Genomic DNA, 26,679 nt, shown 5'->3' with positions numbered 1-26,679 from the left:
TGGCATGCACTTCCAGGCGAACGAGAACATGCCACCAGTGACCGCCATCACGCCGGCACTGCTTGCCGCGCAAGGCGCAGGTGATGACTTGACCAGCGTGAATGCGGCCGTCGCGCTGCTGGGCACGCCTGAGCGCGCGTACCGCATTGGCGCTGCGGATGTGCTGTCCATCCAGGTATGGAATCACCCCGAACTCGGCATGCAGGGCACGGTGGCTGCGCGCGCGGGCAATGGCGATGCTCCGGTATTCACGGTGGGCGAGGACGGCGACATCGTCTATCCCTACCTTGGTGCGGTGCGGTTGGCGGGCCTCACGATCGGTGATGCGCAGCGCCGTCTCACTGCGGCCATCGCACGCTATGTGCGCGATCCAAAGCTGGCCGTTTCTGTAGCGGCGTATCGGAGCCAGCAGGTCTTTGTAGACGGCGCAGTCAAGAATCCGGGCGCCAAGCCAGTGACGAATGTGCCGATGACGCTGGCGCATGCGTTGGCTGAAGCCGGCGGCGTGCTGCCCGACGGCGATGCCAGCCGCGTGCTGGTGTCGCGCGAAGGGCGGACCGTGCGTGTCGACCTGCCGGCCATGGCCGCCGTCGGCAAACGTGCCGAGACGCTCTATCTGCGTGCTAACGATACGGTGCGTGTTGTTGCGCGCGCGGACAACCCCGTTTTCGTGGCGGGGGAGGTCGGGCGGGCGCAGGCGGTGCCCATGCAGGACGGCCGCCTCTCTCTTGCGCAGGCCATTGCTGCTGCAGGTTCCGTCAATGCCAACACCAGTCAACCCAGCGGCGTGTATGTGGTCCGGCCACAGGCCGATGGAACCCCGCAAGTGTTCAAGCTCGATGCGAAATCGCCCACCGGCCTGGCCATGGCCGCGCGCTTTGCGTTGCAGCCCAATGATCTCGTCTATGTAGAAGCGGCGGGCCTGATGAAGTGGAACCGCGTGGTCAGCCTTCTGCTGCCGACTTCGCAATCGCTTTACAACACCCAACGCGCTGCGAGCGGCAACTGATGCACAGCGTACTTGTGGTCTGTGTTGGCAACGTGTGCCGTAGCCCGATGGCCGAGGAGTTGTTGCGGCGTGCGTTGGCGGCTGGGCCGGCCTTGTCCGTCACAGTGGAATCTGCAGGCACGCACGCGCCAGGTGGGCTGCCGGCCGATGAGCATGCCGTCGAGGTGATGCATCGCCACGGCATGGACATCGACGCGCACCGATCGCGCTTGCTGACGGCACCGCTGTGCGCACAGTTCGACCTGATCCTGACGATGGACCGTTCACAGCGGTCCGAGATCATCCGGCGCTTTCCTAACGCCGGTGGAAAAGTCTTCACCCTTGACGATCACCCGGTGCCTGACCCGTTCGGCCGGCCTGAGCACGTGTTCGTGGAGTGTTTTCATCAGATGGCCCTGGCCGTCGATCGCTGGCAATCCCGTATCCGGATGCTGGCCAAACCGAATCGGGGCATCCAACGATGAGCGCCATCCTGTCGCAACAACGTCGCCGTATCGCCGAGCGAACGCTGCATTTTCTTGATCTCCTGGACCTCCTGCGACGCGAGGTGCGCTGGATCGTCGGCACGCTTGCTGCCGTGGCACTTGTCGGCGCGCTGTATGCGTGGGTGGCCACGCCCATCTATCGGTCCGACCTGCTGATTGAAGTGGAGGAGGGCGGGGGCGGCGCGGCGCAAGGCCTGATGGGGGCGCTGTCTTCCGCGCTGGAGGTGAAATCGTCCGGCGATACCGAAATGGAGGTGCTGCGCTCGCGCATGGTGATTGGCGCAGCGGTCGACCGTGTCCACTACGACATCGATGCCGAGCCGCAGCGCTTGCCGTTGCTGGGCAGCATGCTCGCGCGCGGCAGCGACACGCTGTCTACGCCGGGTCTGCTGGGCTTCGGCGGCTATACGTGGGGCAATGAATCCATCGCGGTGGATCGGTTGAGCGTGCCGCCGGCGATGGTCGGCAAGCCATTCGTTATCACCTTGCTGGAGGGGGAGCGCGTACGCGTCGATGGCCCCGCTGATGCTGGGAGCCGCGAGGGCCGGATCGGCGATCCGATCTCGATGACGTCATCAGAAGGCGGTATCACGCTGGTGGTCCGGGCTGTGCATGCGCGGTCGGGGGCGAAGTTCGTGGTGCGTAGCTTTTCTCGCCAGGACACGATTGCCGAGCTGCAGCGTCGACTGGTGATCTTCCAGAAGGGCAAGCAGAGCAGCGTCATTTCGGTCACGCTGGAAGGGGCGCGTGCGCATCGCATCGCGGCGTTTCTGCAAGCGATGGGGCAGGTGTATCTGCAGCAGAACAGCGAGCGGCGCGCGGTCGAGGCGGAAAGCTCGCTGGCCTTCCTGGAGCGCCAATTGCCGGAGCTCAAACGCCAGCTGGAAAGCTCGGAAGATGCACTGCTGCAGTTTCGACGCAAGTCCGACGCGACGGATTTGAGTGAGCAGGGCAAGCTGATGCTGACGGAATCCGTGACCTTGCAGGGGCGCATCAGTCAGCTCTTGCAGGAACGGCAGGCGCAACTGGTGCACAACACTGCCGCGCACCCGAACGTGGTGGCGCTGGATGCCCAGGCCGCGCAGCTGCAAGGTGAAATGAAGCAGTTGCGCAAGAAGCTCGACACGCTGCCGGCCAATGAGCAGGCCGTAATCCGCCTGACCCGCGACGTGCGCGTTAACAGCGAGCTCTATACCGCCATGCTCAACAGCATCCAGCAACTGCGTATAACGAAGGCCGGCAAGGTGGCTAACGTTCGCCTGCTGGACAACGCCGAACCTGCTGAGACACCTATCAAGCCGCGTCGCGTGCTGGTGCTGCTGGGCGCCGCGCTGCTGGGTGCCGTGTTGGGTCTGTGCGTGGCGCTGCTGCGCGGCTTGGGGCGCCAACCCGTGACGCAGCCTGGGCACGTGGAAGAACTGCTGGGTACGGTGGTGTATGCCGTCATCCCGCAAAGCAAGGCGCAGAAGCGCCGGGATCGGTTGACCCGGCGAGCCCAGGTTTCTGAAGGCGATGTACGTCTGCCGTTGGCGATCAGCGATGCACAGGATGCCGTCGTTGAAAGCCTCCAGAACTTGCGTATGGGGCTGCAGATACGCCTGCTGGAGGCACGCAATCGCGTCGTATTGATCACCGGCGCGACGCCGGGCGTGGGCAAGTCGTTTGTGTCGACCAATCTGGCAGTCGTTCTGGCCACGTCTGGCCTGCGCGTCCTGCTGATCGACGCCGATCTGCGCAAGGGGACATTGCACAACAGCTTTGCATACCCGGTGTGGCCTGATCTCACCTCGCTGCTGCAAGGCAATTCATCGGTGGACGAGGTCATCCACGCCAGTGGTACGCCGGGTCTTGACTTGCTGCTGTCAACACGCAAGCAGGCAACGACCGTGGATCTGAAGCAAACGTCATGCTTCGTGCGGTGCATCGAAGAGATGGCCAGCCGCTACGACGTCGTGCTGATCGACAGTGCACCGGTCTTGCCGGTTGCCGACACCCTGGCGTTGGCCCGCTGCGCTGGAACGATCCTGGCCGTGGCCCGCTATGGCGACACCAGTGAAGGCGAACTGATCGAACTGCAAGCCCGTCTTGCCCGCGTGGGGGCATCGCTCGATGGCGTGCTGATCAACGACATGCAGTACGACCTGCAAAGCACCCGCTATGGGCGCTACGGCATGGACGGCTATGGCAAGACCGCCGCGGCCAACACAACCCCGTCGGTTTGAGCCTGAGCTGCAAGGGCGTACCGACACCGAACACGAGAATCACAGATGCATTTGAAGCAAGAGCAGCAAGAGCGCGGGCACCGTCCCGCCAAGCGCGTGATTACCTTTGGCACGTTCGACGTATTGCACGTCGGCCACCTGCGCCTGCTGGAGCGTGCCAGCCAGTTGGGCGATGCGCTGATCGTGGGCGTGTCCAGCGATGCGCTCAACTACGCCAAAAAGAGCCGCTACCCGGTCTATAACCAGAACGACCGGCTGTCGCTCATCCGCAGCATGCGGTATGTGACCGATGTCTTTGTCGAAGAGTCACTTGAGCTCAAGCGTGACTACATCGTTCAGCATGCGGCTGACGTGCTGGTGATGGGCGACGACTGGGCTGGCAAGTTCGATTTCTGCAATGACCTGTGCGAAGTCGTCTACCTCGGGCGGACGCCGTCGATTTCCACCACGGAGATCATTGAAGTGATCCGCCGGGCCTGATCGATGAGTACGACGGCCAGCACCGCTAGGCGCAAATGGAGCCACCATGCGCTGCTCGGTGCGATGGATCAGGTGCTGCTCGCCGCCATCCACTTTGTGCTGGGCGTGATCGTGGCGCGGCAGGGCGGTGTGGCGGCGCTCGGGGCCTTTGCTTTTGCGTATGCCGTGATTGTGCTGGCCAACATGGTGCATGCCGCCGTGATTGCCGAGTCTTATGCGGTGGCGCCGCTTGAGTCGGGCACCACGGCGTTTGGCGAGGCGACGCCCATCGTCGTCATGACGCTGGGCCTGTGTTTGTTGTTTGCCGGGGCGGCTTGGGCCATGGGTGGGTTTGCGCACGAGGCGCAAGCTTGGCTGCGGCAGCCGTCGTTCTTCCTGGCATTGCTGTTCAGTGGCCTGTATTGGTCGACCAAGCCGTACTACTACCGCGCGGCACGGCCTCTCATGGTGCTGGCGATGACGCTTGCCTATGGGGTGGTGACGTTGGCGCTGGCGTATTTGGGCTACCGGGTATTGGGCCCCTCGATGCAACCTTTGTGGGCGATTGCGGCGGGTGCGGCGGTCGCCTCCGTGCCGCTGCTGTCGTGTTGTGCAAGGCCCTGGGCGGGCGGGTTGGCTCCACTGAAAACCTTTGCGCGCACCAGTTTGCGCTATGCCGCATGGAGCTTGCCAGCCGCGCTGTTGATCTGGGTTAACAGCAACGGGTACGTGTTCGTTTTGCCGCTGCTGGGCACACCGGAGCAGGCGGGTGGGCTGCGTGCCGTGCTCAATCTGGTGGCGCCAGTCAACACGCTGCTGGTGGGGGCCTGTACCGCATTGCTGCCGCTGCTGGCGGAGTTGGCACGCAGCCAGGGCGCAACGGCTTACGCCCAGCGGATTCACTGGCTGGCAGGGCTGATGTTCATCGCGTTGCTGGTGCTCGGGCTGCTGATCGCGCCCTTCAGTGCAACGGCACTTGAGGTGCTGTACGGCGAGCGCTATGCGGCGTTTGGCAACGTGTTGAGGCTTGCCGCGTTTCTGCCGCCGCTGTGGGTGGCCGCATCCATCTACCGCGCTGCCATGCGCGCACGCATGGACACGCGAGGTCTGTTTCTGGTGTATGCCGGCGCGCTGATTCCGGTGGGTCTGACGCTGATGTGGCTGCTGGGCCGACACGGGGCCGCCTCTGCAGTGATTGGCATGCTCGTCACGCAGTGCTTGGTGGTGTTGGGGTTCTGCTACCGCTTCTGGCGGGATACAAAACAAGGGAAAGCGTGAAGGCATTCACTTTTGCACGTGCCAATGGCGCGAAGCTGTTGCGGTTGCCGGCGTATGTGGTGATGGGGTTGATTGCCGTGGTGTTCCCGCGCGATCGATGGCTGTGGGTGTTCGGGCGCCAGACTGGCGTCGGAGACGGCTCGCTCCGGCTGCTGCGCACCGCACAGCAGCGATACCCGCACATGCGGGCCGTGTGGATCGCGCAGAACGCCGATCAATACGCCGAAGCCATGCAACTCGGCCTGGAAGTGGTTCGGAAAACGTCGTGGCGTGCCCGTTGGCTGACGCTGCGGGCGGGCGTGGGGGTGGTCACACACGGCTACGGGGACCTGTGCCGCGCATGTGTTCCCGGCACGTATCTCGTGCAGCTTTGGCATGGCGCGCCCCTGAAGCGAATTCACCTCGACGCGCCCAATGCGCTCGAGGTTGGCGGGCACTCGATGCTCAGTCGGTTCATGGCATCGATCGTGGGCATGATGTTTCGTGCATCGGCGCGGTCGATCCGTTGTTTGCCATCGCCCAGCCTGATCGTCAGCGAGCGGTTTCGTACGGCGTGGGGGTGGCATGATCTCGACCGGATTCGCCTGACGGGCGATCCGCGCTGCGATGTATTGCTCGATAGCGATCCATTGTCCCGACGTGCACAGGCGCGCGCGCTGCTCGGGAAATGTTTGGGCGATACAAACCTGCCATCTCAACTCGTCCTCCTTGCTCCGACCTGGCGCGACGGCAATGCGGATCCGGATTTGCCGGATGCTCACGAGATGCTTCGCTTGAACGCCGTGCTGGAAGCAGTAGATGCGTGGCTGGTCGTTCGCTCGCATCCGTGCGGCATTCCGAGCGCTACCGGTGAGGCGCGTTGCGAGCGTATACGCTTCCTGCCGTCTTCCATGTTGCACGACATCAACCAAGCGCTGAATGCATTCGACGTGCTGGTAACGGATTACTCGGCCATTGCGATCGACTACAGCCTGCTGGCACGCCCCATCGTCTTTCTGGCGCCGGATTTGGAGAGCTACGAACGTAGTCGCGGTCTGTATGAAAGCTATGCCACATTCACCGGTGGAGAGTGGAGTACCAACTGGACCGGGGCAACCGACCGTATCGACGCGATCTTCAATGACGCCGTTGCCAAACAAGCGGCCAGCAAGAACGTGCTCAGGTTGCGAGATCGCTATCACCACTACAAGGATGCCGGCGCTGCAAACCGTGTGCTGGACCAGATCGCGCGCGACTTGGGCCTGCCCGAGCCCACCAAGCCTAGGCAGCCTGAAGCGCCCATCAAGGTGATGCACGTGGCGGGCTGCCTTGGCGGGGTCGAGACCTATTTGCGCTTGCTCGCCAGCTATCACGACGCCACCCGTTTTCACTTTGCATTTGTGTTGCCTCAGCCGTGTGCATTGAGCGAGCAAGTCACTGCCGACCGGATACCTGTCACCATCGTGCCGATGCAGCGTGCGTTATCGCCCACGCACGACCTGCGCGCGGCACTGGCGTTGCGGCGTGCTGTCAAGGCGGCGGCGCCGGACATCGTGCATCTGCATAGCTCCAAGGCGGGCCTGCTCGGTCGCATTGCTTGCATTGGGCTCAAGACGCGGATGGTCTACACGCCGCACGCCTACTTCTATCTTGGCAAGCGCGGGTTGGTGCGACAGGTGTTTCTGATGGCAGAGAAACTGCTGGACCGTTTTGCCAGAAGTGCCACACTGGGCACGTCGCCATCAGAGCACGTGCGGGCCATTACCGATGTTGGTTGCCCGCCCCAACGCGTGTCACACGTGCTCAATGCGGTTGAGGTGGATGTGCTGCAATTGCACCGCATCGATGCTGTCCAGGTACGCAAAGACGTGCTGATGGTGGCGCGTGTGAGTGACCAGAAGAATCTGCCGATGTTTCTGCAGGTGGTGCGTCAGCTCCATGGCACAACCGATGCGGTGTTCCACCTGATCGGTGTCGGGCACTATCCAGACGACATGCGGCGTCTGGAAGCCATGATGGTGGAGGCGGGCGTCACACCCGACATGCTGCGGATTGCGGACTGGATGTCGCGCGAAGACTTGCTGCGCCTGATGGCGAAGGCCGCCGTCGTGGTACTCACCTCGGCGTATGAGAGTTTCGGCTACGTGCTGGCGGAAGCGAATTGCCTGGGTGTGCCCGTGGTGGGGACTGATGTTGACGGCATTCGGGACGTGATCGAGCATGGCCGGAATGGCTACTTGGTGCCGCTCGATGACGCGGGTCTGATGGCCGGCCATGTTGCGCACCTCCTGAGCCATCGCGACACGTGGCAGCGCATGTCGGACGCCGCCATCGACGTGGCGCGCGAACGGTTTGACATGCGTGAGGCAATGGCGCGCATGCAGACGTTCTACGGACGATGGGCTTATGGTCGACGCTAGCGCAAGGGCACTGGCCAGCCGCGTGCTCGTGCTGCTGATGTGCTTTGTCGCATCAGTGGCGTTTGCTGCGGTGATCCCGCTGCTGTGGCACGACAAACTCTACGTCGATGGCCTCACGATCCTCCATACCCAAGGCGCACTGGAGCCGTTCGGCAGCTCATTCGCATCGACGGCCTACCTGCTGTCACCGGTGCTGGAGGGCATGCGAGCGCTCCGCATTGATCTCGATGGCTACGGCGTTGCCTATACCGACGACTTGCTGTTGGCCAACGGCGTTTTCGGTGGTTTGTTTTATATCGGCATGGCGGTATTGGTATTGCAGTGGCGCTTGCGTGCCGACTATCGCAATGTGCTGGTGTTTGCGGCGTGCGTTGTCTTGCTGGCGCCGTTCTACTTCAACATCACCAAAGAGCTGGTCCTGTTTGTCCCGACCCTCTTTGCGCTCGCACTGTTTCGGGCAGGGGTGCTTTCGTTTCGAGGGCTGTTGGTGCTGTGCGTGATCATTCTGGTGGTCTGTGGCATCTATTTCCGCATCTATTACTTGGCCTTCGCCGTGCTGTTGCCGGTGCAATGGCTGCTGCTGAAACGCGGGAAAGCGCTGCTCGCGCTCTACCTCGTTGCGGCGCTGATGGTCGTGCTGTTTCACGATCACCTGCCGCTCGATCTAATCCGCAAAGGGCGGGCACTCTATCTGGAGGGCGTTTCCGCCAGCCGGATCGTGTATCCCTTTGACGATGCGGGCGGCATTGGCTTCTTGCTCAATCGAGCGATTACGTTCGGTTGGATGCTGGCACCGTTGAACCTGCTACTGATTTCGCCGACCTATGCGCCGTTCGTGCTGTTCCAGATGTATCTGACGTGGCGGATGATCGCGGCGTTTCGGCAGCCTGAAAAGAATGTCCAGTCGTTCGCTGCCTGCGCGGTACTGGCGTTCACGATGGTCTCCGCGTTGTTCGAGCCCGACTACGGTTCGTACTTTCGACACAAGATCAGCGTATTGCCGTTCATCTTGCTGTTGATTGCTGATTTTCAATTTGATCGTACCGAGAAGGAGCCCGCTTCATGCGCTGTCTGATGCGGTGGTTGTTGGCCTGCGCCCTGGCGTTGGCCACTTCCGGGGCGGTGGCGGAAACGATTGCAGGCGCCTGCATTCACCCCATCCGCAAGGATGCGGATCTGCTGGCCATCAAGGCGGCCCTGGTTGAGGCTCGGTTGGCTTCTTGGCGCACATCGCTGCCATGGAATGAGCTGGAAAAGCGCAAAGGCGAGTACGCGATCTCTGCACCGTTGGGGCGTGTCGTCGAGATGATCGAGTGGGCATCGGCCACGGGGAGGCAGCCGTTGTTGCTGCTGGGCTATGGCAACAACCTGTACGAGCCGGGTGGGCTGGTGACTACCGATGCCGCCCGGGAGGGCTTCACTCACTATGCGTCTTGGGTTGCCCGCCGCATGAAGGGCAAGGTGCGCTACTACGAAATCTGGAACGAATGGAATATCGGCTTCGGCTCGACCACTAAGCCACGCACCGTCGGTAGCGTTGAAGACTACGCAAAGCTGGTAAGCGTGACGGCTCAGGCTATCCGCGCGGCCGACCCGCAAGCCATCATTCTGGCCGGCGGCGCGACGAACTCGGATACCCGTTGGTTTGAAGCCTTTGCGCGTACCGGTGCCGCAGATGCTGTCGATGGCATCAGCATCCACCCGTACAACTATGGCAAGCCACTGTGGGGGCATTCGCCGGAAGCGGCCATCGCTTGGGTTGACGAGATACACCGTCTCATGCTCGACGCGCATGGCAAGCCGATTGACATGTACGTAACGGAAATGGGCTGGCCAACCCACCGAGGCGGCTACACCGAAGCCGACGCGGCGGACTACCTGCAGCGGTTTATGGCGCTGGCGAAAGCCCGCCCCTATATGAAAGGCGTCTGGTGGTACGACCTGATCGACGACGGCGATGATCCAACGAACCGTGAGCACCGGTTTGGTCTCTTTGGCCGAGACGGGCGCGCCAAGCCGACGGCCCGGCGCTACGAAGAATGCTGTGGTCGGGCGATCGTCGATTCGTATTGACGCGGGTACTACCAGCGGATTCCCAATTTTCACAATGCGGAAGACATTTTTGATCCACAAAACTCCGCACCGCAGAGCACCATCACCCTCTTTCATGATGGGGAAAATCTTTCCGTATCGTGAAACGTTGAATATAAGTTATTGAAAATAAAAGAATAAAAAATTTTCCACGAATTGAGGTTGTCCTTGTTGCGCTGCATCGCGCCTCTCTACACTCTTATATAAGACACATGACTTTGGTCAGCCAACGGCGCCCCAGGGAGGGCGCCCGCGGAGGGCCGCTGGCTTCAAGCGGTGAGTGCGTTACCCCGATTCTTATTGGATGGATGCGATCAAGCAGGAGAGTGTGATGACGACGCGCGAACAACAAGTGCAGCAACTGCAGAAGGAATGGGACACCAACCCGCGTTGGAAGGGCGTCAAGCGCGGTTATACCGCCGAAGACGTCGTGCGCCTGCGCGGCTCGCTGCAGATCCAGCATACGCTGGCCAAGCGCGGTGCTGAAAAGCTGTGGGACCTGATCAACAACGAGCCATTCGTCAACGCGCTGGGTGCGCTGACGGGCAACCAGGCCATGCAGCAGGTCAAGGCCGGCCTGAAGGCCATCTACCTGTCGGGCTGGCAAGTGGCGGGCGACGCCAACAGCAACGGGGAGATGTACCCGGACCAGTCGCTGTACTCGGTGGACTCGGTGCCCAAGGTCGTCAAGAAGATCAACAACACGTTCGCCCGCGCTGACCAGATCCAATGGTCGGAAGGCAAAGACGACATCGATTTCTTCGCCCCGATCGTGGCGGATGCTGAAGCCGGTTTCGGCGGCGTGCTCAACGCGTTCGAACTGATGAAGGCGATGATCGAGGCGGGCGCCGCAGGCGTGCACTTTGAAGATCAGCTTGCCGCCGTGAAGAAGTGCGGTCACATGGGCGGCAAAGTGCTGGTGCCCACGCGTGAAGCCGTGAGCAAGCTGGTTGCCGCTCGCTTGGCTGCCGACGTACTGGGCGTGCCGACCGTGCTGATCGCCCGTACCGATGCGGAAGCCGCTGACCTGCTGACCACCGACGTGGATGATAACGACCGCCCGTTCTGCACCGGCGAGCGTACCGTGGAGGGCTTTTACCGCACGAAGCCGGGTCTGCAGCAAGCCATCTCGCGTGGCCTGGCCTACGCCGAATACGCCGATCTCGTGTGGTGCGAAACTGGCAAGCCGGATCTGGAGTACGCCAAGAAATTCGCCCAGGCCATCCACGCCAAGTTCCCGGGCAAGATGCTGGCGTACAACTGCTCGCCGTCATTCAACTGGAAGAAGAACCTGGACGACGTCACGATTGCCCGATTCCAGAAGGAACTCGGTGCGATGGGCTACAAGTTCCAGTTCATTACGCTGGCCGGCTTCCACGCGCTGAACTACTCGATGTTCAACCTGGCCTACGGCTATGCCCGCAACCAGATGAGCGCCTTTGTCGAGTTGCAGGAGGCCGAGTTCAAGGCGGCGGAGAAGGGTTTCACTGCTGTGAAGCATCAGCGCGAAGTCGGCACGGGCTACTTCGATGCCGTGACGCAGACTATCGAACGCGAAGCGTCCACCACGGCGCTCAAGGGCTCGACGGAAGACGAACAATTCTTCGAAGAAACGGCGCAAGCCAAAAAGGTTGCTTGAGTTGCCGACGCATCCGGCATCCGGGTCACCTGAGCCAGCGTGCTGACCACACGCCGGCCTCTCGAAACCGCGCTTTCCTCAACGGCGCGGTTTTTTTTTTATGCGCGCTTGAAAATCGATTCGAGATCCAGCGCCGACGTTGGCGTGGTATGCAGGTCCAGCGAATGCTCGATGTGCTCAAGGTGCTCGCGCATCAGGTCGTGCGCGCGTGCCGCATCGCCTGCGGTAATGGCTTCCGTGAGGGTGTCGTGCTCGTGCTCGGGGCAGGCGGGCAGGCCGGGGCGGTCGTACAGCGTGATGATCAGGCAGGTGCGCGAGACGGTCTCGCGAATCAGCCGCTCCAAGACGTGGTTGCCGGCCATCTCGGCGACGAGCACGTGGTACTCGCCGGAGAGGCGGATGGTGGCTGCGCGATCTCCGCGCTCGCGTGCGGCATGCTCTGCGGCAATGTGTTTGCGCAGGCGTGTGGCCTGAGCCGGCTTGCATGCGCGTGCCAGCATGGCAGCCAGTTCGGGTTCGATGATGCGGCGGGTCTGAAAGACGTCGCGCGCCTCCTCTACGGAGGGTTGCGCGACGAAGGCGCCCTTGTTGGGCACCAGTGTCACGAGTTGCTCATGCGCCAGCCGCGCCAGCACCTGGCGTATGCGCGGTCGGCCTGCGCCGGTGGCTTCACATAACCGCTCTTCGACCAACTTGGTGCCAGCGGCCAAGCGGTGCTCCATGATGGCCGTCAGCAGGCCTTGGTAGATCGGTTCGGCAGCAGGCTGGGTGTCGGTGGTTTCCCGTTCGGATGCGGGCATGGCGGGTGGCAGAGCGGAAGAAAAGGCGGAAGGATGCATGGTAGCAAATGCACCCTCCCGTGCCGCACTAGGCTAATGCAAACGGTGCAAGCATCCCCGTGTAGGGTTTGGGCAGCGGGCGTGCCCAATCGCCGCGCTTGCTGGTCGATAGCCGCATGCCGACCAGCGCCTCCACCAGCTTCACCGCCGCCACCACTCCGTCGATGACAGGCACGCCCAGTTCGGCGCTCAGGTCTTCGCATAGGTCGGCCATGCCGGCGCAGCCGAGCACGATGCAGTCGCTGCGGTCCTGCGCCAGTGCATCGCGGCAGGCTTGCAGGATGATGCCGCGCGCATTGGAGCCCGGCTTTTCCAGATCCAGCACCGGCAGGTCACTCGCGTGGACGTTGCGGCAGGCATGGCGCATGCCGTAGCGCTCGGCAAGGTGCCAGGCCATGCCGACAGTACGTTCCAGCGTCGTCACCACGCTGAAGCTGTTGCCGATCAGGCTGGCCATGTGCATGGCCGCTTCGGCAATGCCAATCACGGGGCCGTGCGCCAGCTCACGCGCGGCATAGAGGCCCGGATCGCCAAAGCAGGCGATGACGTAGGCATCGGCGCCGTCGCGTTCGCCGTGGCGGATTTCCTCCAGGATGCCGGGTACCGAGAGCGCTTCGTCGTAGTGGCTCTCGATGGAGGCCGGACCCATCTTGGGGCTGACCGCCGTGATGCGTGTGCCCGATGCGGCTGCAGCCTGCGCGCAGCGGCCAATCAGCGCGGTCATGCTGGTGGTTGTATTGGGGTTGATGATGCGGATGTCCATATCGATGCGTCGTGAGGGTCAATGGGCGGAGGCGAGTTGTTTGCGGCTCAGCACGGTGTAGAGCACCAGCGCAATACCCACGCCGATGAACCAGCTGTAGTTGGCCAGCCACTGCAGACGCTCGAACACCACGCACGCCATCGGGACCAGCGCGGACGGGATCATCGTCCAGACGGCTGCCGGGTTGTACCCGTTGCGGAACCAGTAGCGGCCTGTGGGGCGCAGCGTGTAGAGGTCATCCACGTGCACCTGCTGGCGGTGCACGAAGTAGTAGTCGGCAATCAGGATGCCGAACAGCGGACCGATGAAGGCGCCCAGCACGTCGATCGTGTAGTGGATCACCTCGGGGTTGTTGTAGAGGTTCCAGGGCGTGATGAAGATCGATGCCACCGCCGCGATCATGCCGCCCGTGCGCCAGCTGATGTGCTGCGGCGCCACGTTGGAGAAGTCGAAGGCCGGTGAGACGAAGTTGGCGACGATGTTGATGCCGATGGTCGCGATCATGAAGGTCAGCGCGCCGATCACCACTGCTGTCGTGCTGTCGATGCGGGCGATGACTTCCACCGGGTCGGAAATCAATTGGCCAAACACGGGCAGCGTGGCGGAGGTGGTAATGACCACCAGCAGAGCAAAGCCGAGAAAGTTGACCGGCAAGCCCCAGAAGTTGCCGCGCTTGACCGAGCCGAAGTCCTTGCCGTAGCGCGAGAAGTCACCGAAGTTGAGCATTGGGCCTGAGAAGTACGACACCACCAGCGCGATCCCGCCCAGTATCACGGGCACGGCATCCCAGCCTTCGTACTTGAGGAAGGAGAGCGTGAAGTTGATGTTTGTCCAGCCAGCCTTGTGCACCAACCACACTGCCAGCGCAATCATGACCGCATACACCGCCGGGCCAGCCCAGTCGATGAACTTGCGGATCGATTCCATGCCGTGCCAGAACACAAAGGCTTGCAGCACCCACAGCACCATGAAGGCTGACCAACCCAGCGTGGACAGGCCGACAAAGCCGTGTTGCTTCACGTCCGCGTAGGGCGCGAGTTCCGGCATGAATTTCAGTGCCAGCACCAGGAAGGCGTGCGAGGCCAGATAGGTCTGGATGCCGTACCACGCCACCGCGATCAGCCCGCGAATGATGGCCGGAATGTTGGCCCCGAGTACCCCGAACGATGCCCGGCAGATCACCGGGTACGGTGTGCCGGTGGCCTGGCTGGGTTTGGCGACAAGGTTGCAGAAGAACTGCACGATCAGGATGCCCACCAGCAGCGCAAACAACACCTGCAGGCTGGAGAGGCCCAGCGAGAACAGGCTCGCCGCCGTCAGGTAACCGCCCACGCTGTGCACGTCCGACATCCAGAACGCGAAGATGTTGTAGGTGCCCCAGGTTTGCTTGCGCAGCGGGGCGAGGTCTTCGTTGGTGAGCCGTGGGTCGTACCGTGGCTTGATGACGGCGTTGGAATGCGCGTGCGGCGGATCGCCTGCTGATGCCGCCGAAGCGGTGGTGGTGGTCATTCTGTCTTCTCCTTGGTTTATGCCGGCATGAAGTCGTGTCTGGGCCGTGCATTCATTGTGCGCAAACATGTACACAATAATATTTAATTTTGTGTACAAAGTTGTATACGTGGATAAGCCAAGAGTCAAGAACAAAAAGAAAGCCGCCCGGTAAGGGGCGGCTGCATGTCGATGGAATACTGTCTTCTGGAAGCGGCTCAGCGATAGACGATCACTGGAATCTCGGTGTGTGTGAGCACCTTCTGCGTCTCGCTGCCGAGCAGCAGTCCGGCCAGTCCGCGCCGGCCATGCGAGGCCATGAAGATGACATCACAGCCGTGGCGTTCGGCCGCATCGATGATGCCCATGTAGGGCACGGCAAAGCAGCTCATGTCGGTATCGCAGTCGATGCCAGCGCTGCGTGCGGCGTCTTCCACGTCCTTGAGCACCACGCGCGCCTGGGCTTCAACGCGTTCCTTGAATGCCTGAGGGGTCTCCACGACGATCTCGGAGAAGGGCGTGTAGGGGTATTCCTCCAGGCACGTATAGGCCGTCAGGCGCGCGCCAAGCGTTTTGGCAAAGTCGAGCGCGCCCGCCACCGCCTTGCGCGACAGCTCGGAACCATCGGTCGGGATGAGGATGTGCTGGAACATGCGGCCTCCTTGGTTGGGTGGATACGCGTTGTCTTGATTGTAGGCCGCGTGCAATGTTCCACCCATCCGGAGTGATCGCTAGTCCATCCCGATGAGGGCATCGGCCCGGCGCCAGTAGGCCGGGTTACCGTAGGTGTTCTTGAGGAAATCGATGAAGAGCCGCACACGCAGCGGCAGATGCTTGCGCTGCGGAAACACAGCGTGGATCCCGATCGGCGGCGCCTCGAACGCATCCAACACCGTCACCAGCTTGCCCGTGGCGATGTCGTGGCCGACCTCCCACCACGAGCGCCATGCCAGGCCGTAGCCCTGCACGCACCATTCGCGCAGCACGGCGCCGTCGGTGCATTCCATCGTGCCCGATACCTTCACGGTGACGGTCTTGCCGCCTTGCTGGAAGACCCAGCCGCGCTGCACGTTGGCGCTGGCGCCAAAGGCCAGGCAGTTGTGGCCCGAGAGCTGCTCCACCTGGGTTGGCACGCCATGGCGCTCCAGATAGACAGGTGCGGCTACCACGACGCGGCGGTTCTCCCACAGGCGGATCGATACCAGGCTTGAGTCGGGCAGATCACCCAGGCGGATGGCGCAGTCGAACCCTTCATTGACGAGGTCGACGACGCGGTCGCCCAGGTCCAGCGTCATCGACACATCCGGATGTGCTTCGATGAAGTCCGGCACCATCGGCGCGACGTGGCGACGGCCGAAGCCGGCCGGGGCCGTGATCCGCAGGTGGCCGCTGGCCTTCACGCCGCCGGCAGAGACGCTGGCCTCGGCGTTATGCAGGTCGTTGAGGATGCGCTGGCAATCCTCCAGGAATGCCGAGCCTTCAAAGGTGAGGGTGATGCGCCGCGTGGTGCGCACCAGCAGCTTCACGCCCAGGCGCTCCTCCAACGCATCGATGCGGCGCCCGATGATGGCCGGTGCCACACCTTCAGCGGCGGCCGCAGAGGACAGACTGCCGCGCGTGGCCACGGCGACAAAGGTTTCGAGTTGCTTGAAGTGATCCATGGCCAATGCTTATACAGCCCCATAAGAGGGCTGAGGGATTGTGACGAATATAAAGGTTATCACTCGTTATTCGGTGGGTAAAAGTCAAAGATCAAGTGACCATTGCCGTCTTTGTGCGGTGCGTCACCTTTTCTACAATGGCCCTCGTTGCGAAGGTCGGAGAGGCGTTCTGCGTAATAGAACAAGCGGAGCGTGCGACCCTCGGTTACGTGGAGCTTCGTGGGGCTTGTCTATGAGTTCGATTCGCGCGGTGGTCTTCGACGCCTATGGCACGTTGTTCGACGTGTATTCCGTAGCTGCGCGCGCCGAGCAACTCTTTGCCGGCAAGGGCGAGGCGCTGTCGGTGCTCTGGCGTGACAAGCAGATCGACTACACACGCATCCGCTCGCTGGCGGGCCCCTCGGGCGAGCACTACAAGCCTTTCTGGGACATCACCATCGATGCGCTGCGCTATGCGGCGGCACGCCTGGGGCTGCCCCTGTCGGAGCATGACGAAGCCACGCTGATGCGCGAGTATGCGTGTTTGTCGTCGTTTCCCGAGAACGTGCCCGCGCTGCGCCGCCTGCGCGAGATGGGATTGCCGCTGGGCATCCTCTCCAACGGCAATCCGCAGATGTTGGACATCGCCGTCAAGAGTGCGGGCATGTCCGGGCTGTTCGACCACGTGCTCTCGGTCGACGTGGTCAAGCTCTACAAGACCGCGCCGCAAGCTTACGCGCTGGCACCGCAAGCCTTTGGCGTGCCGGCTGAACAGATTCTCTTTGTGTCGTCCAACGGCTGGGATGCCTGCGGGGCGACGTGGTACGGCTTCACGACCTTCTGGATCAATCGCCTGGGGCATCCGCCCGAGGTGCTCGACGTGGCACCCACCGCGGCCGGTCACGACATGCGCGATCTGCTGCAATTTGTACAGGCAAGGCAACTGACGTAAGGCATTTCAAATCGGCCCAGCCATAGGGCCAAAGCAAGACAAAACGCGTTCAACCCTCACATCATCCTCTGGAGAAAACCATGGCGCTCACGCTGCCCCAAGGCATGGAGATCAAGGCCGAGATCCTGCCGGCCTATGAAGACATTCTGACCCCCGAAGCACTGGCGCTGGTTGCCAAGCTGCACCGTGCCTTCCAGCCGCGCCGCAAAGAGCTGCTGGCTGCCCGTGTCGAGCGCGCCAAGCGCCTGGACGCCGGCGAGCGCCCGGACTTCCTGGCTGAAACCAAGGCCATCCGTGAAGGCGATTGGAAGGTCGCGCCGATCCCGCAGGCGCTGCATTGCCGCCGTGTGGAAATCACCGGCCCGGTGGATGCCAAGATGGTCATCAACGCGTTCAACTCGGGCGCGGACAGCTACATGACCGACTTCGAGGATTCGAATTCGCCCAACTGGCACAACCAGATCCAGGGTCAGGTCAACCTGAAGGCCGCCATCCGCCGCACGCTCGCGCTGGAGCAGAACGGCAAGACGTACAAGCTCAACGACAAGATCGCCACCCTGCAGGTGCGTCCGCGCGGCTGGCATCTGGACGAAAAGCACGTGCTGATCGACGGTGAACGCGTCTCCGGCGGCATCTTCGACTTCGCACTGTTCCTGTTCCACAACGCCCGCGAGCAGATCGCCCGCGGCGCCGGCCCGTTCTTCTACCTGCCGAAGATGGAAAGCCATCTGGAAGCACGCCTGTGGAACGACATCTTTGTGATGGCCCAGAACGAGATCGGCCTGCCGCAAGGCACGATCAAGGCCACCGTGCTGATCGAAACCATCCTCGCCGCGTTCGAGATGGAAGAAATCCTGTACGAATTGCGCGAGCACAGCGCGGGCCTGAACGCCGGCCGTTGGGACTACATCTTCTCGTGCATCAAGAAGTTCAAGGTCGACAAGAACTTTTGCCTGGCCGACCGCGCCAAGGTGACGATGACCTCGCCGTTCATGCGCGCCTACGCGTTGCTGCTGCTCAAGACCTGCCACAAGCGCGGCGCGCCCGCCATCGGCGGCATGAGCGCGCTGATCCCGATCAAGAACGATCCGGAGAAGAACGCCATCGCCATGGCCGGCATCATCAACGACAAGAAGCGCGACGCGACCGACGGCTACGACGGCGGCTGGGTGGCTCACCCGGGTCTGGTCGAACCGGCGATGAAGGAATTCGTGGCTGTGCTGGGCGACAAGTTGAACCAGTTCGAGAAGCAACGCCCGGACGTGGAAGTGAAGGCCGCTGACCTGCTGGACTTCCAGCCGGAAACGCCGATCACCGAAGCTGGCCTGCGCATGAACATCAACGTGGGTATCCACTATCTGGGTGCCTGGCTGGCTGGTAACGGCTGCGTGCCCATCCACAACCTGATGGAAGATGCCGCCACGGCGGAAATCTCCCGCTCGCAGGTGTGGCAGTGGATCCGCTCGCCCAAGGGCAAGCTGGAAGACGGCACGAAGGTCACGGCTGACCTCGTGCGCAAGCTGATCCCGGAAGAACTGGCCAAGGTGAAGGAGACGGGCGCGGTAGGCCACTTTGACCGCGCTGCAGTGATCTTCGAACAAATGTCGACGTCGGAAAACTTTGAAGAATTCCTGACGCTGCCGCTGTACGAAGAGATCTGACGCTAAGCGACGCTTGGGTCGCAATGGAAACGCCGGTTGGGGCAACCCGCCGGCGTTTTTTCATTTTTCCGCTGCCGCGCGATAATGTCAGGAAATTTTGCGGAGGCCGCTTTGCGCTTTGAACACCTGGTGGAAGTCAACGATCCACTGAACCCCCTCATCGACACGCTGACCCTGAACCAGATCTGGCAAGGCTTGGTGCTGCGCGTGCGGGAACAGACTGAATTTGTCGAAAGCCTGGACGAATGCATCATCACTGCGGAAGGCGATGGCTGGATCGAGCGAGAGCTGCGTTTCGGCAAGGCGCGCATTCAGGATCGCGTGACCCTCGAACCGCACAAGCGCGTGACCTATACGACCGCAGCCACGGGCGAGCACGCTGGCGGCTCGCTCACCATGACGATCGAGACAAACGACGCCAATGCGACGTTCATCCGCTTCGTCTACGACACCACGCTGCCCAGCGCCGATGAAACGGGCGACACGCGCTATTCCGAGATCGTCAAATCGGCCTATCGCGAGAGCGATATCGATACCGTGCGCCGCATTCGTGAGATTGCCGCCACTGGCCGCCTCGGCTGATTGCTTCACCGCCCGCCCGATGCGTGGAGGACGCACCGGGCAGGGTTTGTCCCCCAAGTCGTCTCACATCACTAGAACGAGACCATGACGACATTCACGCCCACCCTGGAGGCCCTGCGTGCCCGCTACGGCGAGCGCTTCAAGTGGCTCGTATTGTTCACGCTGATGGTGGGCGCGGTGTCGTCCGTTATCTCGGCCACCATCGTCAATGTGGCGATTCCCGATCTGAGCCGGCATTTTGTGCTCGGGCAGGAGCGCGCGCAGTGGGTGTCCGCCAGCTTCATGGTGGCGATGACGCTGGCGATGCTGCTCACGCCGTGGCTGCTATTGCGCTTCGGCCTGCGACGTACTTTCGTCGGGGCGTTGTTGCTGCTCGGGCTGGGCGGATTGGCCGGGGGGCTGTCGCCCAACTACGAGGTGATGATCGCCATGCGGGTGGTGGAAGGCATTGCCGCTGGCGTCATGCAGCCGTTGCCCAATATCCTGATCCTGCGCGTGTTTCCTGAGCGGGAGCAGGGCAAGGCGTTCGGTCTGTTCGGTTTTGGTGTGGTGCTGGCGCCAGCGGTGGGCCCAAGCGTGGGCGGCTTTCTGGTGGAGCTGTTCGGCTGGCGCTCGATCTTTTTCGTGGTGGTGCCGTTCACGCTGTTGGGCTGGATGATGGCGCGGCGCTTCATGGCGCTCAATTCATCCATGGCGGGGGAGCCCAAGCCGCTCGATTGGCGAGGTCTGCTGCTGATCGGCGCGGCCACGGTGTCGCTGCTCAACGGGCTTGTGGCGCTGCATTCCGATGCCGTACATGGTGTCATGCTGATGGCCGTGGCGGCCGCATGTGTGGTGGGTTTCATCTTCTGGCAGCGGCGGGTGGAGTCGCCATTGCTGGATCTGCGGCTGTTCAGCTACCGGCAGTTTGCGATGGGGGCGGTGGTCGCCTTTATCTACGGAGCGGGGTTGTACGGCTCGACGTATCTGGTGCCGGTGTATATGCAGGTGGCACTGGCCTATGCGCCGTCGCGTGCGGGGCTGGTCTTGCTGCCGGCCGGGTTGGTGCTGGCCGTGACCATCGTGCTGGCGGGGCGCCTGACCAACCGTATCGAGCCGTTCCGGCTAGTGTCGTTCGGGTTGGCTGCGCTGGCAGTGTCCTTCTTCCTGATGGCCACCAATACCCGCGCGACGAGCTATTTGCTGCTGATCGCCATTGCCGTTGTTGGCCGGATCGGGCTGGGTTTCGTGCTGCCATCATTGAGCCTGGGTGCCATGCGCGGTGTGGATTTCACACTGATCCCGCAGGGTTCCAGCGCCGTCAATTTCCTGCGCCAGCTCGGCGGGGCGATTGGCGTGTCGGCCACGGGCATCTTCCTGCAATGGCGGCTCGCGTCACGCGGCATTGAGACCATCCATGGCGCCGCGGTTGATCCGGAAGCACGCATTCTCGCCTTCGATGAGACCTTCATCTTCCTTGGCACACTGTGCGCACTGGCGGTGCTGGCTGCGTGGCGCATGCGGCGGCGCGAGGTGGCATTCGCCATTCCCGCCGCGCAATAAAAAACCGGGCACAAGGCCCGGTTTTTCGTCTGACGAGGCAACGATCAGGTCGTCGCGCCGCTCTTCAGCTCTTCGACGAGGTCGATGTACTTCTGCTTGGCGTCGTCTTGCGAGGTGCCCTTCAGGCCTTCCCACGCTTCAAACTTGTAGCGGCCGACGATGTCGGTGAAGCCCGGCTTGTCGCCGTGCGCATCGCCTTCGCTGCCTTGCTTGAAGAGGGCGTACAGACGCAGCAGCGTCATGTTGGCGGGGCGCTCGGAGAGGCCCTTGACGTCGATCTGGGCTTGGTCGAAACGGGCTTGCAAGTCGCTCATGATGATTCCCGGCTGAAAACAATGGTCCGGCGATGATAGCGCCGGGGTCGCGCGGTCGGGCCGTTTGAATTCGAGGATGCCTTCGGTTTTCCGCGCACGTTTGCCCATAAGGTGGTGTCGGTTTGCGCATTCAGCCGTCACACCAGCCGGTACAATGCCGCCATGCCCTGGATTCTTGCTTTCGATACCTCCACCGAGTTCTGTTCCGTCGCCCTTGGTGACGGCACGCGCACGCTGTTCCGCCATGAGCACACCGGCGCGCGCTCCAGCAGCCGTGTGCTGCCGGCCGCCGGCGAATTGCTGGCCGAGGCCGGCATCGCCCTGGCCGATTGTGCAGCGATTGCCTTTGGCGCAGGGCCCGGCTCCTTTACTGGGCTGCGTACTGCTTGCGGTGTCGCGCAGGGTCTGGCGTTTGGCGCCGACTTGCCAGTGGTGCCGGTCAACTCCCTGGTGGCATGCGCGGAGCAGACACGAACAACATTGCCAGCCGGTACGGCGGTGACGGTTGCACTCGATGCGCGGATGGACGAGTGCTACTGGGCCAGCTTCGTCCCCGCCGATGCTGCACAGGATGCTTCGGGCTGGCATGCGCTTTCGGCCATCCAGGTGGGCGCCCCCCAGACCGTGATCGCGCCGTCGCAGCCATATTGGCTGGTCGGCAATGCTGCCACGGTATTCGGCGATCAACTGGCCGCTGCGACCGGCGCGGCCGCCGTGCTGCCCGAGGTGGCGCCGCATGCGCGCGAGATCGTCATGCTCGGGTTGCGCCTGCTGGCTGCCGGCCACACGGTCCGCCCCGAGGATGCCGCTCCGCTGTATGTGCGTGACAAGGTTGCACTCACCATCGAAGAGCGCCAGGCCGTACAGCAGGCCAAGGCTACGGCAGGACTCCGCGCATGAGCCTGATCGACAACGCATTGGCCAGTGTGACTGCGCAAACGCCGCTGCCGGCTGGCTGGCGTACCGAACGCATGACGGCGCTGGACCTGAGCGGCGTGGCTGCCATCGAGCAAGTCGCGTTTGCGTTTCCCTGGTCGCGCGGTAACTTCGAGGACTCGCTCAAGTCGGGTCACGTTGGCATCGTGCTGCGTGATGGTGGCAACGAAGTCGCGGGCTATCTGATCCTGATGCCGGTAGTTGACGAGATGCACCTGCTGAACGTGACGGTGGCCCCCGTTTGGCAGCGGCAGGGGCTGGGGCGTTGGCTACTGCGTCTGGCAGTGGCGCTGACGCTTGCACATGGTTTCGGCAGCCTGCTACTGGAAGTGCGGCCGTCCAATACCGGCGCGATTGCGCTGTATCGCCGTGTCGGGTTTGCCGAGATTGGCCGCCGCAAGCGCTATTACCCGGCCGAGAACAACACGCGCGAAGATGCGCTCGTCATGCGCATCGTCTGTGAAGCAAGCGGGGTGGAGGCAGAATGAATCGTCGATCTCGCATGCTGGAGGCGCTGGGCGTTTCCAGCGAATGGGTACTGCGCGGCGCCGAGCCGGCCGGGGTGGAGGTTGCTGAGATCGTCGAGGTTGCCGTTACTGAACCGGTTGCCGCTGAGGTTGCGGTGGCGGCCCAGGAACTCGCTGTCGCGCGCGCCGAGGTGCATGAAGTGGCTCATGCAACCGATGCGCCGAACGACGCTGCCGCGCCCCGCGCGCAACGCATTGCAGCGTTTGACTGGGCACAGCTGGAAGACGCCGTTTCCAACTGCACATCGTGCAAGTTGTGCGAGCGTCGCACCAACACGGTCTTTGGTGTCGGTGACCGCCAGGCCGAGTGGATGCTGATCGGCGAGGCCCCAGGCGAGAACGAAGATAAGCAAGGTGAGCCCTTTGTCGGTCAGGCCGGCAAGCTGCTCGACAGCATGCTGCGCGCTGTGGGCCTCTCGCGTGAGAAAGGCGTGTTCATCGCCAATGTGCTCAAGTGCCGTCCGCCCGGCAACCGTGATCCGGAACCGGATGAGGCGGCGATGTGCGATCCGTATCTCAAGCGCCAGATTGCGCTGGTCAAGCCCCGCATCATCGTTGTGCTGGGCCGCGTTGCCGCGCAGAACCTGCTGCAGACACAGACGGCTGTGAGCAAGCTGCGCGGCAAGGTGCACGAGGTGGAAGGCGTGCCCGTGGTGGTGACGTATCACCCGGCTTACCTGTTGCGCACGCTCACTGACAAGGCCCGCGCGTGGGAAGACCTGTGCCTCGCGCGCAAGGTCTATGCAGAGCACGGTGGCCAATAGCATCGCACTCAGGTGAGGGCGACATACGTTGCCACGCCGAGCATGCACAGCCCGAATATCCATCCCTGAATGCGCAGCGCCCGCGGTGAGCGCAAGCGCTGCAGCACGACCTTGCCGCCCGCAATCCACGGAAAGTGGCACGCCACGCAAACGACCAAGAAGGCCGCCGTGAGCAGCATCACCTGCGTTGCCATGCCCGCACCAGGCTTGAGGAACTGCGCGAACATCACGACGATCATCGAGTGGATCTTCGGGTTGACCATGACGCAGAAGAAGCCCGCACCGAAACCCAGGCACGAGGTATCGCGCTCTTCCGCAGTGCCCTTGGCCGACGGCATCAGGAAGCCCTTGGCGAGATAGAGCAGATACAGCACGCCTACCCATTTCAACGCTTGTTCGATGGCCGGATAGTCGTGCAGCACGCGGCCGAGCCCGAGGCCGTAGATCAGACACAGCACCAGGTTGGCGGCTTCAAAGCCTAGCCAGAACGGTACCGAGCCGCGAATGCCGAGGCGCCCGCCAGTGGTCGCCAGCAATGTGTTGCCCGGGCCAGGGCTGATGACCATCGGAATGGCGTAGCCAAAAAAGGCGGCCCACAGTTCCCAAGCGAGCATGGTGTCGATCTCCAATGGCGATGGCGCGGTGTGCGCCGAAACCGTCATTAGACGGGCCACGCGATGTGGTGCAAAACGATCTATCCTCATGGCTTCGATCAACCTGGGTTATCGAGCAAACACGATGCGACGACTGCCGCCGTTGGGGGCGCTGCGGGCTTTCGAGGCAGCCGCGCGCCACCTGAGCTTCACCCGCGCTGCTGCGGAGCTCTGCGTTACGCAAGCGGCTATCAGCCATCAGGTGCGGCAGTTGGAGGACTGGCTTGGCTTGAAACTGTTTGCCCGACGCGGTCATGCGCTGACGTTGACGGTGGAAGGGGGCAGTTATCTATCCGAGCTGACGCATCTGTTCGACGGTCTGGCGGAGGCGACTGCGCGCTTGAGCGGGCGCTCGGAAGATACGCTGCGCATCACCGCGTTGCCGTCGTTTGCGTCACGCTGGTTGCTGCCGAGGCTGGGCGGCTTCCGCGCGCAGCATCCGGAGATCGAACTGAAACTGACTACCTCCACCACGCTGTGGGCCCACACCGACGACAGCTTCGACATTGGCATCCGCTCGGGGCTGGGCCGCTGGCCCGGCCTGAAAGCCGATCTCATCGCACGTGAGTACCTGAGCCCAGTGTGCAGCCCGGCGTTGCGAGAGCCATTGGAAGCGCCGACCGACCTGCGCCATGCCACGCTGCTGCACGACGAGCCCAAGGGCGCTTGGCGCGCGTGGTTCGAGCACGCTGGTGCGGCACCTCCCCGGCGGACATCGGGCGTGGTCTTCAACGATGCGGGGATGGTCCTGCAGGCGGCCGTAGAGGGCCAGGGCGTGGCGTTGGGCCGGTTGCTGCTTGCTGCGGATGATCTGGCGGCCGGGCGGCTGGTGCAGCCGTTCGACGTGAGCATGCCGAACGACTTCAGCTACTGGCTGGTGTATCCGCGTGCCTCGGCTGGGCGGCCTGAGGTGGCGGCGTTTCGCGCGTGGCTGCTGGCGGAGGCGCGCGGCAACGCTTAGTGGTGCTTATCCTCGCCGATGAGGGCAGCGGTGTGGAACAGCTTCTCGTTGATGCGATGCCGGCGCATCACCAGCGCCATCGTGATGCATACGAAGATGCCGAACGATACGATCACGATGCTCACCGGCACGTTGAACTTGATGAGCAGTGCGTACAGGCACAGCATCAGCAGCACCGAAACGTTCTCGTTGAAGTTCTGCACGGCGATCGAGTGGCCCGCCGAGAGCAGCACGTGCCCACGGTGCTGCAGCAGCGCATTCATCGGCACCACGAAGAAGCCCGACATCGCGCCCACGATCATCAAGAACAGGTAGGCGATCAGCATGTACAGCGGCAACTTGAACTCGCCGATGTGGAACGTGACTTCGGGAACCGTGTGCTTGGTGTAGAACGCCATCAGCATGACGACCGCGCCCATCGCCACGCCCACCGGCAACACATCGAGCGAGCGGCGCAGCGGGATCTTCACCGCAGCCGCCATGGCGCCGGCGGCCACGCCCACGGCCACCACGGCCTGCAGGATGGCGCCCTGCGACAGGTTCAACTCAAGCGATTGCTCCGCCCACTTCAGCACGATGAACTGCAACGTGGCGCCTGCGCCCCAGAACAGTGTCGTCACCGCCAGCGAGATCTGGCCCAGTCGGTCGCGCCACAGCGCGTTGAAGCAGTCGGCAAATTCGGAGATCAGGCGTACCGGGTTCTTCTCTTGCTGCGGGTAGCGCGCACCCGTGTCGGGAATGCGCAGATTGAACAGCGCCGCGATCAGGTAGATTGCCATGATGACGAGCATGGCCGCTTCCGCGGGCGTGTCGATGGCTTCCAAGCCGGGAATATCAAACGCCAACAGCCACGTCGACACATGCTTGGAGATCAGCGCACCGCCCAGCACCGTGCCAAGGATGATCGAACTGACCGTAAGGCCTTCGATCCAGCCGTTGGCGGCAACCAGTTTTTCTGGGGGAAGCAGCTCGGTGAGGATGCCGTACTTGGCCGGAGAATATGCCGCCGCGCCAAAGCCCACGACGCCATATGCAAGCAGCGGATGCACGCCGGTGAGCATGACGCCGCAGCCGATAAGTTTGATGGCATTGGTGATGAGCATCACGCGGCCCTTGGGCCGGGAGTCTGCAAAGGCGCCCACGAAGGCGGCAAGCAGAACGTAAGAGAGCACGAAGAACAGTTTGAGCAGCGGGGTCATCCACTGCGGCGCATGCATCTCTGTCAGAAGGGCGATGGCGGCGATGAGCAGCGCATTGTCGGCGAGCGACGAAAAAAACTGCGCCGCCATGATGGTGTAAAAGCCCTTCTTCATACCTTCGAATTCGTCCCCGTAGAGCGCGGTGCCAATCCCGTCTTCACGACGCGCAGGCGCGGTGCCGGCGTGCGGAAGCTTCCCTCCCGGGCAGCCGGCTGCGCGATGCATCGGCTGACCGGCCGTGCAGCGCACAGGTGCGCGAGTGCGGCATGCATGCCG

Annotated in this window: 25 protein-coding genes; 17 read left to right on the top strand and 8 right to left on the bottom strand. The window is 62.7% G+C overall.

Annotated elements, in window-relative coordinates:
• Positions 1-28: 28 nt before the first annotated feature.
• The 9 genes from R2N11_RS07730 (at position 29) to aceA (ending at position 11,582) form a co-directional block, all read left to right on the top strand.
• Positions 29-1,009, top strand: coding sequence for a polysaccharide biosynthesis/export family protein (locus R2N11_RS07730; protein ID WP_316680717.1), 981 nt, complete (start codon positions 29-31; stop codon positions 1,007-1,009).
• Positions 1,009-1,473: a low molecular weight protein-tyrosine-phosphatase gene (locus R2N11_RS07725; RefSeq protein ID WP_199027609.1), complete on the top strand. Its 465-nt coding sequence runs from the start codon at positions 1,009-1,011 to the stop codon at positions 1,471-1,473. The genes R2N11_RS07730 and R2N11_RS07725 overlap by 1 nt, the downstream gene beginning before the upstream one ends.
• Complete coding sequence (locus R2N11_RS07720) at positions 1,470-3,716, top strand: GNVR domain-containing protein (RefSeq protein ID WP_316680716.1); 2,247 nt, start codon at positions 1,470-1,472, stop codon at positions 3,714-3,716. The genes R2N11_RS07725 and R2N11_RS07720 overlap by 4 nt, the downstream gene beginning before the upstream one ends.
• 45 nt (positions 3,717-3,761) lie before the next feature.
• Positions 3,762-4,196 carry an FAD synthase family protein gene (locus R2N11_RS07715; protein ID WP_316680715.1) on the top strand — a complete coding sequence of 145 codons (435 nt, stop codon included), beginning with the start codon at positions 3,762-3,764 and terminating at the stop codon, positions 4,194-4,196.
• A 3-nt stretch (positions 4,197-4,199) separates the two neighbouring features.
• Complete coding sequence (locus tag R2N11_RS07710; protein WP_316680713.1) at positions 4,200-5,453, top strand: lipopolysaccharide biosynthesis protein; 1,254 nt, start codon at positions 4,200-4,202, stop codon at positions 5,451-5,453.
• Positions 5,450-7,852, top strand: coding sequence for a CDP-glycerol glycerophosphotransferase family protein (locus R2N11_RS07705; protein ID WP_316680712.1), 2,403 nt, complete (start codon positions 5,450-5,452; stop codon positions 7,850-7,852). The genes R2N11_RS07710 and R2N11_RS07705 overlap by 4 nt, the downstream gene beginning before the upstream one ends.
• Positions 7,839-8,927: a hypothetical protein gene (locus R2N11_RS07700; protein WP_199027619.1), complete on the top strand. Its 1,089-nt coding sequence runs from the start codon at positions 7,839-7,841 to the stop codon at positions 8,925-8,927. The genes R2N11_RS07705 and R2N11_RS07700 overlap by 14 nt, the downstream gene beginning before the upstream one ends.
• The gene (locus R2N11_RS07695) at positions 8,915-9,925 is read left to right on the top strand and encodes a cellulase family glycosylhydrolase (RefSeq protein WP_316680711.1); all 1,011 of its coding nucleotides are present in this window, start codon (positions 8,915-8,917) and stop codon (positions 9,923-9,925) included. Before R2N11_RS07700 ends, R2N11_RS07695 begins: the two co-directional genes overlap by 13 nt.
• Before the next feature lie 349 nt (positions 9,926-10,274).
• On the top strand, positions 10,275-11,582 hold the full coding sequence (aceA, locus tag R2N11_RS07690; protein WP_316680710.1) for an isocitrate lyase: 1,308 nt from the start codon (positions 10,275-10,277) through the stop codon (positions 11,580-11,582).
• Positions 11,583-11,680: 98 nt separating this feature from the next.
• Here the strand turns inward: aceA and R2N11_RS07685 are convergent, their stop codons facing one another.
• The 5 genes from R2N11_RS07685 to R2N11_RS07665 all read right to left on the bottom strand — a co-directional run bounded on the left by R2N11_RS07685 (position 11,681) and on the right by R2N11_RS07665 (position 16,333).
• Entirely contained in the window at positions 11,681-12,382 is a 702-nt protein-coding gene (locus tag R2N11_RS07685; protein ID WP_316680709.1) for a GntR family transcriptional regulator, read from the bottom strand.
• Between the two features lie 67 nt (positions 12,383-12,449).
• Complete coding sequence (locus R2N11_RS07680; protein WP_199028129.1) at positions 12,450-13,184, bottom strand: aspartate/glutamate racemase family protein; 735 nt, start codon at positions 13,182-13,184, stop codon at positions 12,450-12,452.
• 18 nt (positions 13,185-13,202) lie between these two features.
• Positions 13,203-14,693, bottom strand: a complete 1,491-nt coding sequence (locus tag R2N11_RS07675; RefSeq protein ID WP_316680708.1) for an NCS1 family nucleobase:cation symporter-1 — start codon at positions 14,691-14,693, stop codon at positions 13,203-13,205.
• 197 nt (positions 14,694-14,890) lie between these two features.
• Positions 14,891-15,325, bottom strand: a complete 435-nt coding sequence (locus R2N11_RS07670) for a universal stress protein (RefSeq protein WP_199028133.1) — start codon at positions 15,323-15,325, stop codon at positions 14,891-14,893.
• Between the two features lie 78 nt (positions 15,326-15,403).
• The gene (locus R2N11_RS07665; protein WP_199028135.1) at positions 15,404-16,333 is read right to left on the bottom strand and encodes a LysR family transcriptional regulator; all 930 of its coding nucleotides are present in this window, start codon (positions 16,331-16,333) and stop codon (positions 15,404-15,406) included.
• 232 nt (positions 16,334-16,565) lie between these two features.
• Here R2N11_RS07665 and R2N11_RS07660 point away from each other — a divergent pair, with 232 nt between their 5' ends.
• From R2N11_RS07660 to R2N11_RS07645, 4 genes are all read left to right on the top strand, one after another.
• Positions 16,566-17,264: a haloacid dehalogenase type II gene (locus R2N11_RS07660; RefSeq protein WP_316680707.1), complete on the top strand. Its 699-nt coding sequence runs from the start codon at positions 16,566-16,568 to the stop codon at positions 17,262-17,264.
• Between the two features lie 80 nt (positions 17,265-17,344).
• Complete coding sequence (gene aceB / locus R2N11_RS07655) at positions 17,345-18,925, top strand: malate synthase A (RefSeq protein WP_316680705.1); 1,581 nt, start codon at positions 17,345-17,347, stop codon at positions 18,923-18,925.
• Between the two features lie 111 nt (positions 18,926-19,036).
• Positions 19,037-19,507 carry an SRPBCC family protein gene (locus tag R2N11_RS07650; RefSeq protein ID WP_199028143.1) on the top strand — a complete coding sequence of 157 codons (471 nt, stop codon included), beginning with the start codon at positions 19,037-19,039 and terminating at the stop codon, positions 19,505-19,507.
• An 84-nt stretch (positions 19,508-19,591) separates the two neighbouring features.
• Positions 19,592-21,049 carry a DHA2 family efflux MFS transporter permease subunit gene (locus R2N11_RS07645; RefSeq protein ID WP_316680704.1) on the top strand — a complete coding sequence of 486 codons (1,458 nt, stop codon included), beginning with the start codon at positions 19,592-19,594 and terminating at the stop codon, positions 21,047-21,049.
• A 44-nt stretch (positions 21,050-21,093) separates the two neighbouring features.
• Here R2N11_RS07645 and R2N11_RS07640 read toward each other — a convergent pair whose 3' ends face one another.
• Positions 21,094-21,363, bottom strand: a complete 270-nt coding sequence (locus R2N11_RS07640) for an acyl-CoA-binding protein (protein WP_021194339.1) — start codon at positions 21,361-21,363, stop codon at positions 21,094-21,096.
• Positions 21,364-21,525: 162 nt separating this feature from the next.
• Here R2N11_RS07640 and tsaB point away from each other — a divergent pair, with 162 nt between their 5' ends.
• From tsaB to R2N11_RS07625, 3 genes are read left to right on the top strand one after another with little or no spacing between them, the layout of a single operon-like run.
• Positions 21,526-22,263, top strand: coding sequence for a tRNA (adenosine(37)-N6)-threonylcarbamoyltransferase complex dimerization subunit type 1 TsaB (gene tsaB / locus R2N11_RS07635; RefSeq protein ID WP_316680703.1), 738 nt, complete (start codon positions 21,526-21,528; stop codon positions 22,261-22,263).
• On the top strand, positions 22,260-22,787 hold the full coding sequence (rimI, locus tag R2N11_RS07630) for a ribosomal protein S18-alanine N-acetyltransferase (protein WP_316680702.1): 528 nt from the start codon (positions 22,260-22,262) through the stop codon (positions 22,785-22,787). Before tsaB ends, rimI begins: the two co-directional genes overlap by 4 nt.
• A complete protein-coding gene (locus tag R2N11_RS07625; RefSeq protein WP_199028151.1) occupies positions 22,784-23,590 on the top strand; it encodes a uracil-DNA glycosylase in 807 nt (268 codons plus the stop codon). The genes rimI and R2N11_RS07625 overlap by 4 nt, the downstream gene beginning before the upstream one ends.
• Before the next feature lie 8 nt (positions 23,591-23,598).
• Here the strand turns inward: R2N11_RS07625 and R2N11_RS07620 are convergent, their stop codons facing one another.
• Positions 23,599-24,204: a LysE family translocator gene (locus tag R2N11_RS07620; RefSeq protein ID WP_316680700.1), complete on the bottom strand. Its 606-nt coding sequence runs from the start codon at positions 24,202-24,204 to the stop codon at positions 23,599-23,601.
• Between the two features lie 88 nt (positions 24,205-24,292).
• On the opposite strand from R2N11_RS07620, the gene R2N11_RS07615 reads away from it, so the two are divergent.
• Positions 24,293-25,204, top strand: a complete 912-nt coding sequence (locus R2N11_RS07615; protein ID WP_316680699.1) for a transcriptional regulator GcvA — start codon at positions 24,293-24,295, stop codon at positions 25,202-25,204.
• Here R2N11_RS07615 and lplT read toward each other — a convergent pair.
• Positions 25,201-26,517, bottom strand: coding sequence for a lysophospholipid transporter LplT (gene lplT, locus R2N11_RS07610; RefSeq protein WP_316680697.1), 1,317 nt, complete (start codon positions 26,515-26,517; stop codon positions 25,201-25,203). The two genes, R2N11_RS07615 and lplT, sit on opposite strands and share 4 nt — an antisense overlap.
• Between the last annotated feature and the right edge of the window lie 162 nt (positions 26,518-26,679).

Source organism: Ralstonia flaminis, assembly GCF_958415495.1.
Taxonomy (GTDB): domain Bacteria; phylum Pseudomonadota; class Gammaproteobacteria; order Burkholderiales; family Burkholderiaceae; genus Ralstonia; species Ralstonia flaminis.
The sequence above is the reverse complement of the archived record's forward strand: the minus strand, read 5'-3'. Positions and strand labels throughout refer to the sequence as shown.

What these genes read in the sequence shown, in the direction of transcription:
- R2N11_RS07730 (WP_316680717.1), top strand. Translation starts at nt 29, where the DNA reads ATGCCACCAGTGACCGCCATCACGCCGGCACTGCTTGCCGCGCAAGGC.
- R2N11_RS07725 (WP_199027609.1), top strand. Translation starts at nt 1,009, where the DNA reads ATGCACAGCGTACTTGTGGTCTGTGTTGGCAACGTGTGCCGTAGCCCG.
- R2N11_RS07720 (WP_316680716.1), top strand. Translation starts at nt 1,470, where the DNA reads ATGAGCGCCATCCTGTCGCAACAACGTCGCCGTATCGCCGAGCGAACG.
- R2N11_RS07715 (WP_316680715.1), top strand. Translation starts at nt 3,762, where the DNA reads ATGCATTTGAAGCAAGAGCAGCAAGAGCGCGGGCACCGTCCCGCCAAG.
- R2N11_RS07710 (WP_316680713.1), top strand. Translation starts at nt 4,200, where the DNA reads ATGAGTACGACGGCCAGCACCGCTAGGCGCAAATGGAGCCACCATGCG.
- R2N11_RS07700 (WP_199027619.1), top strand. Translation starts at nt 7,839, where the DNA reads ATGGTCGACGCTAGCGCAAGGGCACTGGCCAGCCGCGTGCTCGTGCTG.
- R2N11_RS07695 (WP_316680711.1), top strand. Translation starts at nt 8,915, where the DNA reads ATGCGCTGTCTGATGCGGTGGTTGTTGGCCTGCGCCCTGGCGTTGGCC.
- aceA (WP_316680710.1), top strand. Translation starts at nt 10,275, where the DNA reads ATGACGACGCGCGAACAACAAGTGCAGCAACTGCAGAAGGAATGGGAC.
- R2N11_RS07685 (WP_316680709.1), bottom strand. Translation starts at nt 12,382, where the DNA reads ATGCCCGCATCCGAACGGGAAACCACCGACACCCAGCCTGCTGCCGAA.
- R2N11_RS07680 (WP_199028129.1), bottom strand. Translation starts at nt 13,184, where the DNA reads ATGGACATCCGCATCATCAACCCCAATACAACCACCAGCATGACCGCG.
- R2N11_RS07675 (WP_316680708.1), bottom strand. Translation starts at nt 14,693, where the DNA reads ATGACCACCACCACCGCTTCGGCGGCATCAGCAGGCGATCCGCCGCAC.
- R2N11_RS07670 (WP_199028133.1), bottom strand. Translation starts at nt 15,325, where the DNA reads ATGTTCCAGCACATCCTCATCCCGACCGATGGTTCCGAGCTGTCGCGC.
- R2N11_RS07665 (WP_199028135.1), bottom strand. Translation starts at nt 16,333, where the DNA reads ATGGATCACTTCAAGCAACTCGAAACCTTTGTCGCCGTGGCCACGCGC.
- R2N11_RS07660 (WP_316680707.1), top strand. Translation starts at nt 16,566, where the DNA reads ATGAGTTCGATTCGCGCGGTGGTCTTCGACGCCTATGGCACGTTGTTC.
- aceB (WP_316680705.1), top strand. Translation starts at nt 17,345, where the DNA reads ATGGCGCTCACGCTGCCCCAAGGCATGGAGATCAAGGCCGAGATCCTG.
- R2N11_RS07645 (WP_316680704.1), top strand. Translation starts at nt 19,592, where the DNA reads ATGACGACATTCACGCCCACCCTGGAGGCCCTGCGTGCCCGCTACGGC.
- R2N11_RS07640 (WP_021194339.1), bottom strand. Translation starts at nt 21,363, where the DNA reads ATGAGCGACTTGCAAGCCCGTTTCGACCAAGCCCAGATCGACGTCAAG.
- tsaB (WP_316680703.1), top strand. Translation starts at nt 21,526, where the DNA reads ATGCCCTGGATTCTTGCTTTCGATACCTCCACCGAGTTCTGTTCCGTC.
- rimI (WP_316680702.1), top strand. Translation starts at nt 22,260, where the DNA reads ATGAGCCTGATCGACAACGCATTGGCCAGTGTGACTGCGCAAACGCCG.
- R2N11_RS07625 (WP_199028151.1), top strand. Translation starts at nt 22,784, where the DNA reads ATGAATCGTCGATCTCGCATGCTGGAGGCGCTGGGCGTTTCCAGCGAA.
- R2N11_RS07620 (WP_316680700.1), bottom strand. Translation starts at nt 24,204, where the DNA reads ATGCTCGCTTGGGAACTGTGGGCCGCCTTTTTTGGCTACGCCATTCCG.
- R2N11_RS07615 (WP_316680699.1), top strand. Translation starts at nt 24,293, where the DNA reads ATGGCTTCGATCAACCTGGGTTATCGAGCAAACACGATGCGACGACTG.
- lplT (WP_316680697.1), bottom strand. Translation starts at nt 26,517, where the DNA reads ATGAAGAAGGGCTTTTACACCATCATGGCGGCGCAGTTTTTTTCGTCG.